At 69.4% G+C, this 16,467-nt stretch carries 14 protein-coding genes; 5 read left to right on the top strand and 9 right to left on the bottom strand.

Annotation, left to right across the window (positions count from 1 at the left end):
* Positions 1 to 100 precede the first annotated feature (100 nt).
* Complete coding sequence (locus tag IEZ09_RS25260; RefSeq protein WP_189256238.1) at positions 101 to 859, top strand: bestrophin-like domain; 759 nt, start codon at positions 101 to 103, stop codon at positions 857 to 859.
* Here the strand turns inward: IEZ09_RS25260 and IEZ09_RS25255 are convergent.
* Genes IEZ09_RS25255 through IEZ09_RS25245 form a run of 3 tightly spaced genes read right to left on the bottom strand, consistent with a single transcriptional unit; the run spans position 856 to position 4,924 of the window.
* Positions 856 to 1,512: an EcsC family protein gene (locus IEZ09_RS25255; protein WP_189256237.1), complete on the bottom strand. Its 657-nt coding sequence runs from the start codon at positions 1,510 to 1,512 to the stop codon at positions 856 to 858. The genes IEZ09_RS25260 and IEZ09_RS25255 overlap by 4 nt on opposite strands.
* Positions 1,513 to 1,540: 28 nt before the next feature.
* Positions 1,541 to 4,036 (bottom strand): PEP/pyruvate-binding domain-containing protein, encoded by a 2,496-nt coding sequence (locus IEZ09_RS25250; RefSeq protein WP_189256236.1) that lies wholly within the window; start codon positions 4,034 to 4,036, stop codon positions 1,541 to 1,543.
* A gap of 51 nt (positions 4,037 to 4,087) precedes the next feature.
* Positions 4,088 to 4,924 (bottom strand): alpha/beta fold hydrolase, encoded by an 837-nt coding sequence (locus tag IEZ09_RS25245; protein WP_189256235.1) that lies wholly within the window; start codon positions 4,922 to 4,924, stop codon positions 4,088 to 4,090.
* Between the two features lie 45 nt (positions 4,925 to 4,969).
* Here IEZ09_RS25245 and IEZ09_RS25240 point away from each other — a divergent pair, with 45 nt between their 5' ends.
* Positions 4,970 to 5,428 carry a CGNR zinc finger domain-containing protein gene (locus IEZ09_RS25240; RefSeq protein WP_189256234.1) on the top strand — a complete coding sequence of 153 codons (459 nt, stop codon included), beginning with the start codon at positions 4,970 to 4,972 and terminating at the stop codon, positions 5,426 to 5,428.
* Here the strand turns inward: IEZ09_RS25240 and IEZ09_RS46755 are convergent.
* On the bottom strand, positions 5,425 to 5,682 hold the full coding sequence (locus tag IEZ09_RS46755; protein ID WP_229812939.1) for an ADP-ribosylglycohydrolase family protein: 258 nt from the start codon (positions 5,680 to 5,682) through the stop codon (positions 5,425 to 5,427). The genes IEZ09_RS25240 and IEZ09_RS46755 overlap by 4 nt on opposite strands.
* Before the next feature lie 49 nt (positions 5,683 to 5,731).
* The gene (locus IEZ09_RS25230; protein WP_189256233.1) at positions 5,732 to 6,409 is read right to left on the bottom strand and encodes an SDR family oxidoreductase; all 678 of its coding nucleotides are present in this window, start codon (positions 6,407 to 6,409) and stop codon (positions 5,732 to 5,734) included.
* A gap of 70 nt (positions 6,410 to 6,479) precedes the next feature.
* Here IEZ09_RS25230 and IEZ09_RS25225 point away from each other — a divergent pair, with 70 nt between their 5' ends.
* Positions 6,480 to 7,268 carry a LysR family transcriptional regulator gene (locus IEZ09_RS25225; protein ID WP_189256232.1) on the top strand — a complete coding sequence of 263 codons (789 nt, stop codon included), beginning with the start codon at positions 6,480 to 6,482 and terminating at the stop codon, positions 7,266 to 7,268.
* On the opposite strand, the gene IEZ09_RS25220 is transcribed toward IEZ09_RS25225, so the two are convergent.
* The 3 genes from IEZ09_RS25220 to nrdR form a co-directional block, all read right to left on the bottom strand.
* Positions 7,243 to 7,794 carry a hypothetical protein gene (locus tag IEZ09_RS25220; protein WP_189256231.1) on the bottom strand — a complete coding sequence of 184 codons (552 nt, stop codon included), beginning with the start codon at positions 7,792 to 7,794 and terminating at the stop codon, positions 7,243 to 7,245. The two genes, IEZ09_RS25225 and IEZ09_RS25220, sit on opposite strands and share 26 nt — an antisense overlap.
* Before the next feature lie 75 nt (positions 7,795 to 7,869).
* Complete coding sequence (locus IEZ09_RS25215; RefSeq protein WP_229812938.1) at positions 7,870 to 10,692, bottom strand: vitamin B12-dependent ribonucleotide reductase; 2,823 nt, start codon at positions 10,690 to 10,692, stop codon at positions 7,870 to 7,872.
* 64 nt (positions 10,693 to 10,756) lie between these two features.
* The gene (gene nrdR, locus IEZ09_RS25210; RefSeq protein WP_189256230.1) at positions 10,757 to 11,233 is read right to left on the bottom strand and encodes a transcriptional regulator NrdR; all 477 of its coding nucleotides are present in this window, start codon (positions 11,231 to 11,233) and stop codon (positions 10,757 to 10,759) included.
* Between the two features lie 307 nt (positions 11,234 to 11,540).
* On the opposite strand from nrdR, the gene IEZ09_RS25205 reads away from it, so the two are divergent.
* Both IEZ09_RS25205 and IEZ09_RS25200 read left to right on the top strand, forming a co-directional pair.
* Positions 11,541 to 11,960, top strand: coding sequence for a hypothetical protein (locus IEZ09_RS25205; RefSeq protein ID WP_189256229.1), 420 nt, complete (start codon positions 11,541 to 11,543; stop codon positions 11,958 to 11,960).
* On the top strand, positions 11,933 to 14,977 hold the full coding sequence (locus IEZ09_RS25200) for an AfsR/SARP family transcriptional regulator (RefSeq protein WP_229812937.1): 3,045 nt from the start codon (positions 11,933 to 11,935) through the stop codon (positions 14,975 to 14,977). The genes IEZ09_RS25205 and IEZ09_RS25200 overlap by 28 nt, the downstream gene beginning before the upstream one ends.
* Positions 14,978 to 15,067: 90 nt before the next feature.
* Here IEZ09_RS25200 and IEZ09_RS25195 read toward each other — a convergent pair whose 3' ends face one another.
* Positions 15,068 to 16,423, bottom strand: a complete 1,356-nt coding sequence (locus tag IEZ09_RS25195) for a chymotrypsin family serine protease (protein WP_189256228.1) — start codon at positions 16,421 to 16,423, stop codon at positions 15,068 to 15,070.
* Positions 16,424 to 16,467 lie beyond the last annotated feature (44 nt).

Raw genomic sequence — 16,467 nt, 5'->3', positions numbered from 1 at the left:
TGTTGCCGCGCATTCCCACCTGACCATTACTCGTTAACCAGACCGTGCTGTACCGGCCACAGTAGACCGTGGTCTAATCCCACACCAGAAAGGAGCCGAATTGAGCATTTACGTCTCCGGCCTGCTCTGGGTTCTCGGTGCGGCCGTCCTGTCCGCCATCATCGTCGTCATCACACGGCGGTTCGGCTCGGAGGAAGTCGGCGAGAAGAACCTCGGCGCCGGCGGTTCGGTGTTCAGCATCGTCGCGGGACTGCACGCCGTCCTGGTCGCCTTCATCCTCATCTCCCTGTTCGACGCGTCCAACACCGCCGAGGAACAGGTGCAGCGGGAGGCCAACGCGCTCGTCGCCGTCGACTGGTCGTCCGACTCGCTACCGGAACCCGCGAAGTCCAAAGTGGAGCAGCTGATCCGCACCTACGTCTCGACCGTCGTCGACGAGGAATGGCCGCGCATGCGCGAGGGCGAGGACGTGGACAACAAGGGCTGGACCACGTTGAACCAGCTCAGGGAGACCATCGCCGCGGCGGCGCCGGACGGCGACTGGCAGGAGGACCGCAAGACCGAGGCGGCGAACCAGCTGTGGGAGGTCTACCAGGCCAGGCAGGAGCGGCTGGACGCGGCGGGCAACGGCGTGAACCCGGTCGTGTGGCTCGCACTGCTGATCGGCACCGCGCTGTCGCTGCTGTTCCCGTACCTGTTCGGCGGGCCGAACCTGATCTCGCAGCTGCTGATCACCGTCACGCTCAGTTCGACACTGGTTCTGCTCTTGTTCGCCATCTACCAGATGCAGAACCCGTTCAGCGGTGGTGTGCACATCCCGCCGGACGCGTTCAGTTCCGCACTGGACCGGCTGAGCTAACGCGAATCGGCCGTTCCGTCCGCTTCCTCGATCTCCACGGACAGGACCTCGCCGTCGATGACGCCCGGCAACGGGTCCGCCTGGGTGAAGTAGCGGTTCGCGAATGCGCCGACCGCTCTGGTGGACGCGGCGTCGACGCCACCGCCGATGACGCCGCCTAGGATCGGAACACCCTTCACCGCGACCGTGCCGAGCTTTTTCGTACCGTATTTTGTGATGAGTGCCGAGGCGGCCTTCTTGGTGAACTGCTTGATGCCGACCTTTTTGAACAGCTCGGTTCCGGCATTGCCGAGCAGGCACAGCAGGATGGCCGTCTGCACCTCCTCGCTGTCGACGTCGTGGCCGCGGACCGACGCGATGGACGCGATGAGGTGCGTCTGGATCACGTAGGCCGCGGCGACGTTGGACGGCAGCGAGATGGGCAGCGTGATCAGGCCGCCGAGATTCGTGATGAAGCCCTGCGCGCCGGCCAGCGCCACGTGGGTGCGGACGAGGTGCTTGATCGCGGCGGCCTCGCTGCCCTTCTTGACCAGCGCGTCGGACGCGGCCTCGCGTGCGCTCTTGAACGGTCCGAACCCGTCCACCCCGGCTCGCAGCAGGTAGTCGGCGATTCCCTGCTGGACCTTGTTCAGCTCACCCTTGGACTCAGCCACAAACCCGACATTACGCGTCCGGACGGCGCTATGAGACCTCAACCGGTGAGTCGGCGACCGCGGTGATCGCGCCCGTGCTGCCGTCCACGGTGATCCGTTCGCCGGTCTTGATCCGCGTCACGGCCTCACGCACGCCCACCACCGCGGGAATGCCGTACTCGCGGGCGACGACCGCGCCGTGCGAGTTCGCGCCGCCCATCTCCATCACGAGTCCGCCCGCCGTCAGGAACAACGGCGTCCAACCCGGATCCGTCGACGGCGCGACGAGGATCTCGCCGGGTTCGAGGTGCGCGCCGACCGGGTCCATGACGACCCGCGCGATGCCGGTGACCGTGCCCGCCGACGCCGGTGTGCCGACGAGATCACCCTCGGCGGCAACGCCGTTGTGCACCGCTTCCGGCTCTGTGCCGTCCGACAGCAGCACGCGCGGGATGTGCCGGCGCCGCATCTCGCGGTCGTAGACCTCACGGCGCTGCGCCACGAGCGAGCGCAGATCTCCTTGTGTGGAGCGCATTTCCTCGAAGTTCAGGAAGAACACGTCGTCGGCGCTGTCGAGGCGACCGTCCGCGACGAGCTGGGCACCGCCCTCCGCGATGCGCTTCCGCAGGGCGCCGAACAGGGTGATGATCAGGTACTTCGGGTACTCCCGCAGGCCCGCGAGCAACCTGGTGCGGCGCAACGCGAAGCGCACGAACCAGCCGCGGCCCCGGGCGCGACGTGCCAGGGTCTCGATCATCGCTTCGGCTTCGGCGGCACCGCGGGCGAACACCACGTCCGGGTACGCGTTTTCGTCCTCCAGCCGCAGCAAGTTGCGCACGACGCCGATGACGTGCGTCGGGTCGTCGGACCACCTGGGCAGACCGAGATCGATCTCCGCCACGGCCCGGTGGCCCCACTTCGCGAGGAACTTGTCCAACGCGGCGGGGCGTTCGCCGTTCTGGAACTGCTGCAGCGCGACGGGGTCACGCCTGATCTCCTGCGCGAGGTCCCACATCGCCATGTCCATCTCGGTGGTGATGTTGTTCGGCAGGCCGCGCAGGACGGTCTGCAGCTCCCCCGGCCTGGTCTTCACGACCTTGCTGACGAGCCAGAGCAGCGCGAACCCGACCAGCGCGGTCGGCGCGAGCCTCGGCAGCACCGGGACGGTGCAATCCCGCAGCGCCTGCTCGATCGAGAGGGCCGCGGCCTTGTCGAGGACCTCCTGCTCCATCTTGACCGCGTTCCGCGCGGCCTTCTCCGGATCTGCCAACGCCTTCATGACGGTCACGGGTGCGTGGAACCGGCGGGCGAGGCGCAGCACGCGCTTGACGGCAGGCATCGGCGAGGAGGTTGTGATCGCGAAGCGCGGGTCGTCGAACAGGCCGCGCAGCACCTCGGACGAGCGCGCCTCCATCACCCCGAGCAGCCGTGTGACGAACTCGCGGCCGACCTTGCTCTGCAACACCTTGGTGGCGTCGAAGAAGATCCGCTCACCGGCCTCCACATAGGACTTGCTCTGCGGGTCACCGATCACGATCTCGAAGGCCGACTTGGAGATCTCCCGGAACGCCGCGCGCCCCATCGGCGTGATCGGACGCTCGAGGCCCTGCGCGAGGCTGAAGCAGAAGTAGACGTGCGCGCCGCCGTCGGGGTTGTCCGGCAACGGGAACAGCGTCGTGATCGGCCGTGCCTGGGTGAGGTGCAGCTCGCCGTCGGCGTCGATCGCCCACTCGGTGTCCTGCGGCGCGCCGTAGTGCTGCTGCACCTTGCGGCCGAGGACGGCGAGCGCGTGGATCTGCCCGTCGGTCAGGCACGGTTCGCCCACCTCGACGTGCTCGGTGCCACCGCCGGGCAGCGAGCGGATGACGAACTTCTTGTCCCCCAGGCGCCTTTCGACGATCTCGGACCCGTCGACGACGAAGTGGTCGGGGTTGACCGCGCCGGACACGACCGCCTCGCCGAGACCGGGGCTCGCGTCGATGACGATCTGGTCGCGTTTGCCCGTGACCGGGTTCGCCGTGAACATCACGCCGGAGACCGCGGATTGCACCATCCGTTGCACGACAACAGCGAGGTACGTCGTGGTGTGGTCGATGCCGTTCGTCTCGCGATAGCTGACGGCGCGGTCGGTCCACAGCGACGCCCAGCACCGTCGCACGGCGTCGACCACGGCGTCCTCGCCGACGACGTTGAGGAACGTGTCCTGCTGGCCCGCGAAGCTCGCGAACGGCAGGTCCTCGGCCGTCGCGCTGGACCGCACCGCGACCGGGGTGCCGTCGCCGAGCTTGCGGTACGCCGTCACGATCGCGTCCCGGATCTCCTGCGGCACAGCGGTTTCCAGCAACGTCCTGCGGGCGTTCTCCGGAGTCGTGCTCGCCAGCTCGTCGGCCACCGCCACAGCGCGGTAGGCGTCGGTGGTGACGCAGAAACCCTGCGGCACCGGTAGTCCCGCCCTGGTGAGCTCCCCCAGGTTCGCGGCCTTGCCTCCCACGACGGCGAGCATCGTGCCGTCGATGGCCTCGAAATCCACGCAGTAGGCGTCCATGACGCCGAGGTTACGACCGTACGGCGAAAAACTCAACACGTGATGAATAAATCACCCGCGCGGGACGAACGCCCTGATCAGCGTGGCGATCTCGGTGAGGTCCTCCTCCAGCGCGAAGTGGCCGGTGTCGAACAGGTGCAGCTGGGCGTCGGGCAGGTCGCGCAGGTACGCCTTGGCGCCGGGCTCGAGGAAGAACGGGTCGCCGCGCCCCCACGTGATCAGCGTCGGCGGCTGGTGTTCGCGCAGGTAGGCCTGCCATTCCGGGTACTTGGCGACGTTGGTGTGGTAGTCGAGGGCGAGGTCGATCTGCGGCTGTGGACGCAGGTCGAGGTAGTGCTGGTCGAGGGTCCACGTGTCGGGCGAGATGGCCTCGGGGTCACGTACGCCCTCGAGGTAGCCGAACTTCGTGAACTCCAGCGCGAGCATGTCGCGGGCGCCCTGCGGGTCGCGGTTGGCGATGAAGTTCCTGGCGAGCTCCGACAGGCCGTCCTCGTAGGCGTTGCCGTTCTGGACGATCAACCCCTTGATCCACTCGGGATGGCGCGTCGCGATGCGGAAGCCGACCGGGGCGCCGAAGTCGAAGACGTACAGGGAGAAACCCGTGAAGCCGATGGTCTCCAGGAACTTCTCGATCGTGTCGGCGAGGAAGTCGAACGTGTGGGGCCGCTCGGGGGCGTCGCTGTGGCCGGAGCCGGGGTGGTCCGGAGCGACGATGTGGAAGTCGTCCCGGAGCTCCTCGATGAGCCGCGCGTACTGGTGCGAGGCGGACGGGAAACCGTGCAGCAGCAGGAGTCTGGGCGCGTCCGGGTCGCCTGCCTCCCGGTAGAAGACCTTGATGCCGTCCACGTCCGCGAACCGGTGCCCTGTCACATGCGTCTTTGTGGTCATGACGCATTAGGCTAATGGATACTTCGCGTGATGTACAGTTAGTTCGTGCTCGCGATCGACTTCGTCAACACGCTGACGTCCGAGGACGACCACCTGGAGGAGTGGGTGTCGTCGCAGGGTTTGCCCTGGTCGGAACGCTTGAGAGAGCTGCGCGGCCAGGTCGAGGCAGCGGTGCTCGCGGCGCGCGACGGCCACGAGCCCGACCTGGCACCGTTGAACGCGGCATTGCGCGGTGCTCCGGCGTACGACGTGCTGACGTGGTCGGGTGCCGTGGAGATGTCCCGGGAACGGGAGGGCGACGAGGTCGCGCGGGCGCTCGCGGTGCTGGCGGGCGCGGCGGCGGAGTTGCTGGCGTCACCGGCCGTGCGGAAGGTGAAGACGTGCGAGGCGCCGGGGTGCCGGCTGCTGTTCGTGCCCGCGCACCCGCGACGCCGGTGGTGTGATCCCGCGACGTGCGGGAACCGGGTGCGGGTGGCGCGGTATTACCAGCGGCACAAGGACTAGCGGCGCACCCGGTCCGGGAGGTCTTCGCGTTCGGCGACCCACTGCTGCGGTGGCTTCGCGACGATGCCACCGACGATCGCGGCGGTGGTGTCGACGTCTCCGCCCACGATGCCCTCCGGGTGCTGGTGGGTGACCTCGCTGGCCCTGATCGCTTGTGCGGTCAGGGTTTCCGGCTCGTCGGTCCACTCCCAGGGGTCTCGCGGCGACTTGCCGGCCACGAGGTCGGAGAGCGAGGTCCAGACGCGCACGCGCATGCAGAACTATGCGCATCACCTGCCATTTTACCTTGCCTCGCAACGAATTTCAGGCGACCGTGGTTCCTCCGTCGACCGTGAGGATCGTGCCGGTCGACCACGGCTGCGTCATCAGGTACAGGTACGCCTGGGCGATCTCCTCGACCTCACCGACCCGCTCGAGCGGCAACGTCCGCGCGACGTCCGCGTAGACCTGCTCGGCGTCCGGCCCCCACAGCGGGCTGCGCACGACGCCGGGGCTGACCGCGTTGACCCTGACCGGGGCGAGCTCGACCGCCAGCGCCCTGGTCAACGCCTCGACGGCGCCGCAGATGCTCGCCGCGACCGCCCAGCCAGGGCCCGGCCGGTCCTTCGCGATGCCGGTGGTGAGCGTGATCGAGGTGGTGACGTCGGCCGCCTTCACGGTGTCGAGCACGCTGAAGTACCGGAGGCCGAAGAAGTGTCGAGCGGCGTCGCGGTCGAGGTTGCCGATCTCCATCAACGCGAGCGGCTCCCCCGCCGTGTACACGAGGTGGTCGATCTCGCCGATCGCGGCGAAAGCGTCCGTGATGGCGCCGGGGTCGGTGAGGTCGGCGGCGTGCGTCTCGATGCCGGGTTCGGGCTGGGGTTTCCGCGAGACGACGGTGACTTTCGCGCCGGCGTCTCGTGCTGCCCGAGCCGTGGCGAGACCGATTCCCGAGGAGCCGCCGAGCACCGCGACCCGCTGTCCGTCCAGTGTGGATTTCATGGCTCCAGCCTGCTCGCGTGGCGGGTTCGCGGTCCAAGACCTGCTCGGTCGTGTGCCATACCCTTCAGGTATGGACCTGGACCTGCGGAAGCTGCGCTATTTCGTGGCGGTCGCGGAGCACCTGAGCTTCGGGCGCGCCGCCGAGGCGCTGCACATCGCGCAGCCCGTGCTGTCCCGGCAGATCCGCGCGCTGGAGACCGAGCTGAAGGTGCGGCTGTTCGACCGGTCGCCGAAGGGCACGGCGCTCACGCCGGCCGGTGAGCAGTTGCTGGCCGACGCGCGGCCGTTGCTCGCGCAGGCCTCGGCCCTGCTGCGGCGGGTGGGCGTGGCGGACACGTTCACGGTCGGGTTCATGCCGGGCCTGATCGTGACGCCCGCGGTGCGTGTCCTCGCGTCGCGGCACCCCGGTCTGCGGATCGACGTGGTCCGCACGACGTGGGAGGACCAGGTCGAGGTGATCCACGACGGACGCGTCGACGTGAGCTATGTGCGCCTGCCGGTCCCCACGGCGGGACTGCGGTTCACGCCGCTGTTCACGGAACCGCGCGTGGCCGTGGTGCCCGCGACGCACCGGTTGGCGGGCAAGGAAAGCGTGCTGGAGGCGGACCTGACCGGCGAGCGGCGCGTGCAGCACACCGACCCGCCGGGATTCCGGTCCGTCGAGGAGAAGCTGGAGCACGTCGCGTTGCACGGCGGGGTGGCGATCCTGCCGTTGTCGGCCGCGGTGTTCTACTCGCGCGACGACCTGGTGCACGTGCCGATCGAGGACATCGCGCCGAACGAGGTGGCGCTGGCGTGGGCCGAACACCGGCACACGCCGCTCATCGCCGAGTTCATCGCGATTGCCCGGCAGGCGTGAAGACGAAGCTGTCGCGGAACGCGCCGTCACCGCGCCGCGTCGCCATCAGCCGTAGCTCCGGCATGAAGTGGAAGAACACCAGCGACCCCGACCGGTCCGGATAGCCGAGCGTCTTCGAGTACTTGGGATTGGTGCCGCCCAACCACAACGGCGGCTCGCCGTACTCCGCGATCACGTCGTCCAGCACGCAGTCCGACTCGCCCAGCACACCGGGAATCCGGCTGTCCGCGTCGAGCGACAACCAGCCCTGCCGGTGCGCGAGATCCGCGTACACCGACGCCATGACGTCCTCGCTGCGGTGGCCGAGCACTTCGTGCACGGCGCCGCTCACCATCGCCGCGTTGGCCGCGCCCCGCTTCACCAGCGCGTCGAGCTCGGCCTGCCAGCGGTCCGTGCGGTCGTCGGCGAACGCCAGCGCGTCGAGCAGGGTAAGGATCACCGGTTCGCCGCCGTACATGCCGGGTCGGCGGACAGCGGCGTTCAGCTGGCCGAGCAGGTAGCCGCGTAAATCGTCGAACGAGCGCATTCCCGTTGTTCTATCACCCGGCGGAAAAGGCGAATGGGCGGCCCGGAGGAGCCGCCCATTCATGAAGCGATCAGATCAGCTGCAGCCGGACGTGCTGCCGCAGCCCTCGCACAGGTAGCAGGACCCGGCCGGACGCATCTTCGTGCCGCAGGTCATGCACAGCGGCGCGTCAGCGGCCTTGCCCAGGTGCAGCTCCAGCAGCTCCGTCGAGCTGCCGACCTGCTTCGGCGCAGCGGTCTCGGTCTGGGCCGGAGCGGCCTCCACCGACCCGCGCAGGCCCTCGATGTCCACTTCGGACGACGTGGGCGCGCCGTACTCGCCGGCCACCTGCGCGGAACGCTCGTCGGCGGTGAAGATGCCGAGCTGCGCGCGCTTGTCGTACGGCAGGTAGTCCAGCGCCAGGCGGCGGAACAGGTAGTCCAGCACCGAGGTCGCGATCCGCACGTCCGGGTCGTCCGTCATGCCCGCCGGCTCGAAGCGCAGGTTCTGGAACTTCGAGACGTAGAACTCGAGCGGGATGCCGTACTGCAGACCCACCGAGATGGACATCGAGAACGCGTCCATCACGCCGGCCAGCGTCGAGCCCTGCTTGCCCAGCTTGACGAAGATCTCGCCGAGGCCGTTGTCAGGGTAGGAGCCGGCGTGCAGGTAGCCCTCGGCGCCACCGACCGTGAACGACACGGTCTGTGAGGGGCGCTTCTTCGGCAGGCGCTTGCGGACCGGGCGGTACTCGACGACGGTCTCCGAGGACTTCTTCTCGTCGGTGGCCTTCGCGGACTTGCCCGCCGACAGCGGCTGGCCGACCTTGCAGTTGTCGCGGTAGATCGCGAGCGCCTTCAGACCGAGCTTCCAGCCCTGGTAGTAGATCTCCTCGACGTCCTCGACGGTCGCCGACTCCGGCATGTTGACCGTCTTGGAGATCGCGCCGGACAGGAACGGCTGCGTGGCCGCCATCATCCGCACGTGACCCATCGGGGCGATGGAACGCTCGCCCATCGCGCAGTCGAAGACCTCGTAGTGCTCGCGGCGCAGGCCCGGCGCGTCGACGACGTGGCCGTGCTCGCCGATGTACTCGACGATCGCCTCGATCTGCTCTTCCTGGTAGCCCAACGCCTTCAGCGCGCGCGGCACGGTCTGGTTGACGATCTGCATCGAGCCGCCGCCGACGAGCTTCTTGAACTTGACCAGGGCCAGGTCCGGCTCGATACCGGTGGTGTCGCAGTCCATCATCAGGCCGATGGTGCCGGTCGGCGCCAGCACGGACGCCTGGGCGTTGCGCCAGCCGTTCTTCGCGCCGATCTCCAGCGCCTGCTGCCACGCCTCGGTCGCGACCTTGTGCACCGACGAGTCGTTCGCGTGGTAGGTGCGGATCAGGTCGTTGGCGGCGGCGTGCTTGCGCATGACGCGCTGGTGCGCGGTGGCGTTGCGCTTGTAGCCCTCGTACGGGCCGACGATGCCCGCGAGCTCCGCGGAACGGCGGTAGGACACACCGGTCATCAACGAGGTGATGGTCGCGGCGAGCGCGCGGCCACCCTCGGAGTCGTAGGCGTGGCCCGTCGCCATCAGCAGCGCGCCCAGGTTGGCGTAGCCGATGCCGAGCTGGCGGAACTTGCGGGTGGTGTCCGCGATCGGCTCGGTCGGGAAGTCCGCGAAGCAGATCGAGATGTCCATCGCGGTGATGATCAGCTCGACGGCCTTGGCGAACGTGACGGCGTCGAACTTGCCGTCGTCACCGAGGAACTTCATCAGGTTCAGCGACGCGAGGTTGCAGCTGGAGTTGTCCAGGTGCATGTACTCCGAGCACGGGTTGGACGCGGTGATGCGGCCCGACTCGGGGCAGGTGTGCCAGTCGTTGATCGTGTCGTCGTACTGGATGCCGGGGTCCGCGCACTCCCACGCGGCCTGCGCGAGCTTGTGGAACAGCGACTTCGCGTCGACGCGCTCGATCACCTCGCCGGTCTGGCGGGCACGCAGGCCGAAGTCGGTGCCGTTCTCGTAGGCGTGCATGAACTCGTCCGAGACGCGCACGGAGTTGTTCGCGTTCTGGTACTGCACCGACACGATGTCCGCGCCACCGAGGTCCATGTCGAACCCGGCGTCGCGCAGAGCGCGGATCTTGTGCTCTTCCTTCGCCTTCGTCTCGATGAACTCCTCGACGTCCGGGTGGTCGACGTCGAGCACGACCATCTTCGCGGCACGGCGGGTGGCGCCACCGGACTTGATGGTGCCCGCGGACGCGTCGGCGCCGCGCATGAACGACACCGGGCCGGACGCGGTGCCGCCGGAGGACAGCAGCTCCTTGGAGGAACGGATGCGCGAGAGGTTCAGGCCGGCACCGGAGCCGCCCTTGAAGATCAGGCCCTCCTCGCGGTACCAGTTCAGGATCGACTCCATCGTGTCGTCGACCGCGAGGATGAAGCACGCGCTGACCTGCTGCGGCGAGCTGGTGCCCACGTTGAACCACACCGGCGAGTTGAAGCTGAACACCTGGTGCAGAAGCATGTAGGTGAGCTCGTGCTCGAAGATCTCCGCGTCCTGCTCGGAGGCGAAGTAGCCGTGCTCCTTGCCCGCGCCCACGTAGGTCTTCACCACGCGGTCGATCAGCTGGCGCAGCGACTGCTCGCGCTTCTCGCTGCCGACGGCACCGCGGAAGTACTTGCTGGTGACGATGTTGGTGGCGTTCACCGACCAGAACTCGGGGAACTCGACACCGCGCTGCTCGAAGTTCACCGACCCGTCACGCCAGTTCGTCATGACGACGTCGCGGCGCTCCCAGGTGACCTCGTCGTAGGGGTGGCGGCCTTCGGTGGTGTAGACGCGCTGGACCTTCAGCGCGGCAGGCTTGGCAGCCGCCCGTGCGGCAGTCTTCTTGGCTGAACCGCCGACCGTCTCGGTCACGGTGGATCTCCCTCGTGCTGGTGCGTAGACAAAAGGCTGGTTCGCGCGCATCGCTGCGCGCGCATCATTGCTCGGGCTGTTCGGAGGCCGCTCGAGCCCGAGCAGTGCGAAGATCAAGAATTTCCTTCTCGAAGTCCTCGACGGACGAGAAGGACCTGTAGACGCTCGCGAAGCGGAGGTAGGCGACCTCGTCGAGCTCGCGCAGGGGGCCGAGAATGGCGAGGCCCACCTCGTGACTCGGGATTTCCGCACATCCCGTCGACCGGATCGACTCTTCCACTCGCTGGGCGAGCTGCTGGAACGCGTCCTCGTCGACCGGGCGGCCCTGGCACGCCCTGCGCACGCCCACGACGACCTTGTCGCGGCTGAACGGCTCCGTCACCCCGGAGCGCTTGACCACGGCGAGGACCGCCTCCTCGACCGTGGTGAACCGGCGGCTGCAGCTGTTGCAGGAGCGCCGGCGACGGATCACCTGTCCCTCGTCGACCTCACGGGAGTCGACCACCCGTGAGTCCGAATGACGGCAAAACGGACACCGCACGCCTGTTCACCCCTCCCCGGCGCAGCACCGGCCGCAGCAGCCGCACGTGGTTGGGTTACCCACAACCTGTGGACTACTTACAACGGTGTAACCACTAGATGTAGGGGTAGAACCTAGATCGCAACGCAAGAGGTTGCAACTCGACACGGCGTGTCGGGCGACACTCGGATGGAGGAATCCGAGGTGAACTGCGGCTACTACGCACCGACACCGGCGCGTGACTGACGAGCAACCCCAGCAGCCCCCGCCCGCGTGATATTCCTGTGACACGTCACTCGGGTGGCGCAACGAGATGAGGGAGATCGTCTTGGGGTCTGGGGTGAAGAGGGCCGCTCTGCTGGCCCTGTTGGTCGCCGCGGGCGGCGCACTGACACCGGCGGCACAGGCCGCCACCGGTTCGGTGACCGCCAAGTGCACGGAGGGAGCCTTCAGCGGCAGGTTCACGCTGACCTACGACATCGGCACGGAGTACCGGCTGCGGAAGGGCAGGGGCGCGGCCGGCCCGTACATCGCCGACACCGGCGCGATGCACGTCCAGGTCCACCACCGCGTCGGCACGGCGCAGACCACGCTGTTCACGCGGTCGACGACCGGGCTGAGCTCGGACGAGGCCGGCGAGGTGCCCGTCAACGGCACGAAGGTGCCGCGGTCGGGACGGGCGTGGCTCGAGGTGAGGTTCGCCGACCGCAGCGGTGAGAAGTGCACGGCCGAGGCGGACCTGCGCTGAGGTATCTCCTGCTCGGACCGGTCACGGTCCTCGGTCCGGCCGGGCCGGTGCGCCCGGCCGGGCAGAAACAGGCGTCGGTGCTGGCGGCGCTGCTGCTCAGCCCCGGCCGGGTCGTGCCGGAGGACCGGCTGATCGACCTGACCTGGGGTGAGCAGGCGCCGCGCAGCGCCCGCGGGCGGCTGCAGGTGCACGTGTCGGACCTGCGCAAGCTGCTCGGCGCCGACGTGATCACGCGCGGTGCGTCCGGCTACTCGATCGAGGTCGCGCCCGGCGAACGCGACCTCGACCTGTTCGACGAGGCCGTCGCCCACGCCAGGACGCTGACCGGCGACGCCGCCATTGCACGGCTGCGCGAGGCGCTCACGTTGTGGACGGGCACGCCGCTGGACGGCGTGAGCGACGAGCTGGCCGAACTCGAACGCCCCGCGCTGGTCGAACGACGGCTCGCGGTCGTCGAGGAACTGCACGAGCTCCAGATCGCCGAGGGCCGCCACGCGGAAGCGATCGGTGACCTGCGCAAGCTCGTCGACGAGCACCCGTATCGGGAACGGCCGCGCGCGGCGCTGATGCTCGCGCTGCACCGGTGCGGGCGGACCGCGGAGGCGCTGGACGTCTACTCGCGGGGACACGACCTGCTGGTGTCCGAGCTCGGCATCGAGCCGGGACAGGCGCTGCGGGACGCACAGCAGCGCGTCCTGCGCGGCGAGGAACGGGCTCCCGTCCAAGCGTTCACCGAGGTCCGGCCAGCCGAACTCCCGCTGGCCGCAAGGGGTTTCGCCGGCCGGGCCGCCGAGCTGGCCGCGCTGGAGGACGGCGGGGACGGCGTGTGGCTGATCACCGGCACCGCCGGGGTCGGGAAGACCGCGCTCGCCGTGCGGTGGGCGCACGCGGCCCGCGACCGCTACCCCGACGGGCAGCTGTACGTGAACCTGCGCGGGTTCGACGCCGACGACGAACCGCTCAGCCCGACCGCCGCACTGGCGCAGCTGCTGCGCGCGCTCGGCGCCGCACCGTCCGAATCGGACGACCAAAGTGGACTGTTCCGGTCGCTGCTCGCGGACCGCAAGGCGTTGGTGGTGCTGGACAACGCGCGTGACGCCGCCCAGGTGCTGCCGCTGCTGCCGTCGTCCGGCCGCGTGCTGGTGACCAGCAGACACCGGCTGAGCGACCTGGTCGCCCGCACCGGTGCCCGCACGATCACCCTGACGCAGCTCCCCGGCCAGGACTCGCACGCGCTGCTCGTCGCGGCGCTCGGCGCGGACCGCGTGGCCGCCGAACCCGCTGCCGCGGCGGAACTCGCCGAGGTGTGCGGGCACCACCCGCTGGCGTTGCGCATCGCCGCGGCCAACGTGGGCACGAGCATCGCTTCAGCTGTCGCGGAGCTGCGCGCCGATCCGCTGCTCGCCTTCGACGGCGCGGAGCAGAGCGCGGTCGCCACGGCGTTCTCCGTGTCCTACCAAGCACTTCCTGCCGACCAGCAGCGGCTGTTCCGGCTGCTCGGCGTCGTGCCGGGACCGGACTTCACGCCGCACGACGCGGCCGCGCTGCTCGGCACCGGCGCCGGCGTGGCGACGCGGTTGCTGCGCGGTCTGAGTGCCGCGAACCTGGTCGAGGCGCATGCGCCGGGCCGCTACCGGTTCCACGACCTGGTGCGCCGCTACGCCGAGGAACGCTCGGACACAGAGGAGACCACGCCCGCGTGGGAGAGGTTGTTCGCCGGCTACCTCGCGACCGCCGACGCGGCCGTTGCGGAGCTGGGCAAGCGAGTCGTGTCGCTGCCCCGCGACGACGAACCCGCCCAGAGCCCTGTGCGGTTCGCGACCAGCGCGGAAGCCGTGGCGTGGCTGGACTTGGAAGCGCCCAACCTGGTGGCGGCGTTGCGGAAGGCCGCGTTGATCGGTCCGCGCCCGCAGGTGTGGTACCTGGCCGACGCGGTGCGGCGGTTCTTCCACGACCACGGCAGGCGCGCGGAGTGGCTGGAACTCGCGTCGGTGCTGCTGCCCGCGGCCAGGAGGCACGGGGCGCACGCCGCGGAAGCGTTGCTGCGCCTGACGATGGGCGGCGCCGCGTTCCGCGAGGGACGGCACACCGACGGCGTCGCGCACACCGAGGAGGCGGCGCGGGCCAGTCGCAGGTGCGGCTGGCGCGAGTGCGAGGCGACGGCCGTGTCGAACCTCGGGTCGATGCTGGACTGGACGGGCAGGCTCGCCGAGGCGGTCGAGCACAGCCAGCGCGCGATCGAGCTGTTCCGCGAGCTCGGCAACCGGTCAGGTGAGAGTCATGCGCTGAACTCATTGAGCTGTCACTACCGGCAGCTCGGCAGGCTGACCGAGGCCAGGAAGTGCCTCGACGAGTCGGTCCGGTTGTGTCGCAAGGATTCTCTCGCTTTCTGGGAGGCCGCCAACCTGGCGGACCTGGGGTCGGTACTGCTGGCGCTCGGCGACGTCGCGGACGCCGAGCACACGCTGCTGCTCGCGCTGGAGTCGTTCCGCGAGCAGGGATCCCGCTTCGGTGAGGCGACGGCGCTCAGCGGGCTGTGCGCCGTGCACCTGGCGCGTGACGACCACGACACCGCCCGCAGGACCGCCGCCGAGGCGCTGGAGTGCGCCCGGCAGGACGGTGACCAGCAGGCAGAGGCCGTCGCGCTGATCGGGCTCGGCCGCGCGACGTCCGAACGGCAACACCTGGTGCGGGCGTTGGAGATCGCCACGCGGTCCGGCCTGCGCGGTCTGGAGGCAGAGGCGTCCGCCGCGCTCGCCCACGTCCTCGCCGGGACCGATCCGGCGGCGGCGCGGCCGCACGCGGCCGCTGCCCTCGACGTGGCGCGCGCAGGCGGGTTCCGGCTCCTGGAGGCGGATGCCCTGCTCGCCGTCGCCGCCGTGGAGGCTGCCTCCGGAGGGGGCGCGCAGGCCGGACACGCGGCGCGGGAGGCCCTGCACATCTGGCGCGACACCGGACACGTCACCGGCGTCGCGCGCGCGACGCGCACCCTGGAAGGCCTCACCGCGCGGTCGTGAGCGGGGTCAGCGCACCCACCCGCCCACGACCGTGCTCGTGTTCAGGTCATGCCTCGTCCGATGCTCATTCTCGTTTCCCTCTCGGTGTTTCTAGCGGGGAGCCTGGACGCGGAGCACTCCGGCGAGCGCCTTCTCCGCGAGCGAGGTGTCGGTGAAGTAGTCCCAGCAGCTGCCGCTGGTGTTGGAGCTGCCGCCGCTGAGCACGCCCTTGGCCGCGACACCGCCGTCGCTGCGGATCGTGTAGATGGGCGCGCCGGAGTCACCGCCCCTGGTGCACGTGCCGTCGCGGTGGCCTTCGGTGGCGTTGCGCAGGACCTTGTTGCCGCTGAAGCGAACGGTGACGTACGTGGAGATGACCTTCCAGCCGCACATCTCGCCGGTCCTCTGGCCGCTCACGCAGTAGCGGTCGCCGTTGCCGGACCGGTTGCGCCACTTGTCCGTGACGGCGCGGGACTGCCCGGAATTCGTGCCGCCGCGATAAACGCGGTGGCTCGACGCTTTGCCGGACGACATCTTGATCGTGGAAACGTCACCCGAGTAGTAGCTCTGGCCGTTCCATTTCACGGAGCCGGTGTTGTTGTTCCAGTTGTCCGCGGTGACCGTGCCCATGGTGCCGTTGTTGTTGCTCGCGGACGTGTTCAGCGACGTGCAGTGGCCCGCGGTCAGGATGTACGACTTGCCCTCGTGCACCCAGCCGAAAGCCGTTGTGCAGTAATCGAAATAGGCACCGCCGTAGTACGGGCTGGAGTCGTCCTGCCGGTTGTCCTTGAGCACCGGCTCGGCCATGCCCGGCACCAGGTAGAGCGCCACCCGGTCGGCTCCGTACCGCGCGGCCAGGGCCTCCCGCAGTTCCTGCGTCACTTCCGACGCCTTCACCAGCACGCGGTTGTTCGGCGCGTCGACGTACGCGGTGCGCAGCTTGTCGCCGCCGGGCAGGGAGGTCTGCAGCACCTCCTGCTGCACCTGGTCGAGCTCGGCGAGGCTGTAGCGCACCTTCGACACGTGCGGACGCACCGTCATCGTCGGACCGGCCTGCTGCGCGGAGAACGCGTTGGCCTCCGCGGCGGGCTTCTCGGCGACGCCGTCGTCGGGAATGCTGCCGTCGTCCGAGCCCAACCCCAGAGGGCTCGCCGCGACGGTCATGGCCGCGCTCGCGGCATCGACGGCCGCCTGGGCCGCCGTCGTCCTCACCGGTGCGACGACGGTGTCGAACTCCGCGTAGGGCACCGAGAACTCGGCCGGGTTGGCCAGCGCGCGGTCCATCGCGATGTCGAGGGCGGCGCGCGTGGAGTCCGGCAGCGGCGCCTCGTCCTCACGGGGATCGTGCGTGATGACGGCGACCGCGGTACCGGTCGCGGGCTGATCCGCGGTGACGGGAGCGGCGTGCGCGGGAACGGCGCCGGTGGCGCTCACCGCGAGCACCACGCCGGCGATCGCGCGTCTCACCGCGACGTCAGCTGGTCACCGGGGTGGGTCTGTCTCGCCATGAT

It is taken from the genome of Lentzea flava (assembly GCF_014648475.1).
Lineage (GTDB): Bacteria > Actinomycetota > Actinomycetes > Mycobacteriales > Pseudonocardiaceae > Lentzea > Lentzea flava.
This window is presented reverse-complemented; position numbering and strand designations above follow the sequence as displayed.

What these genes read in the sequence shown, in the direction of transcription:
- IEZ09_RS25250 (WP_189256236.1), bottom strand. Translation starts at nt 4,036, where the DNA reads ATGGACGCCTACTGCGTGGATTTCGAGGCCATCGACGGCACGATGCTC.
- IEZ09_RS25245 (WP_189256235.1), bottom strand. Translation starts at nt 4,924, where the DNA reads ATGACCACAAAGACGCATGTGACAGGGCACCGGTTCGCGGACGTGGAC.
- IEZ09_RS46755 (WP_229812939.1), bottom strand. Translation starts at nt 5,682, where the DNA reads ATGCGCGTGCGCGTCTGGACCTCGCTCTCCGACCTCGTGGCCGGCAAG.
- IEZ09_RS25230 (WP_189256233.1), bottom strand. Translation starts at nt 6,409, where the DNA reads ATGAAATCCACACTGGACGGACAGCGGGTCGCGGTGCTCGGCGGCTCC.
- IEZ09_RS25225 (WP_189256232.1), top strand. Translation starts at nt 6,480, where the DNA reads ATGGACCTGGACCTGCGGAAGCTGCGCTATTTCGTGGCGGTCGCGGAG.
- IEZ09_RS25220 (WP_189256231.1), bottom strand. Translation starts at nt 7,794, where the DNA reads ATGCGCTCGTTCGACGATTTACGCGGCTACCTGCTCGGCCAGCTGAAC.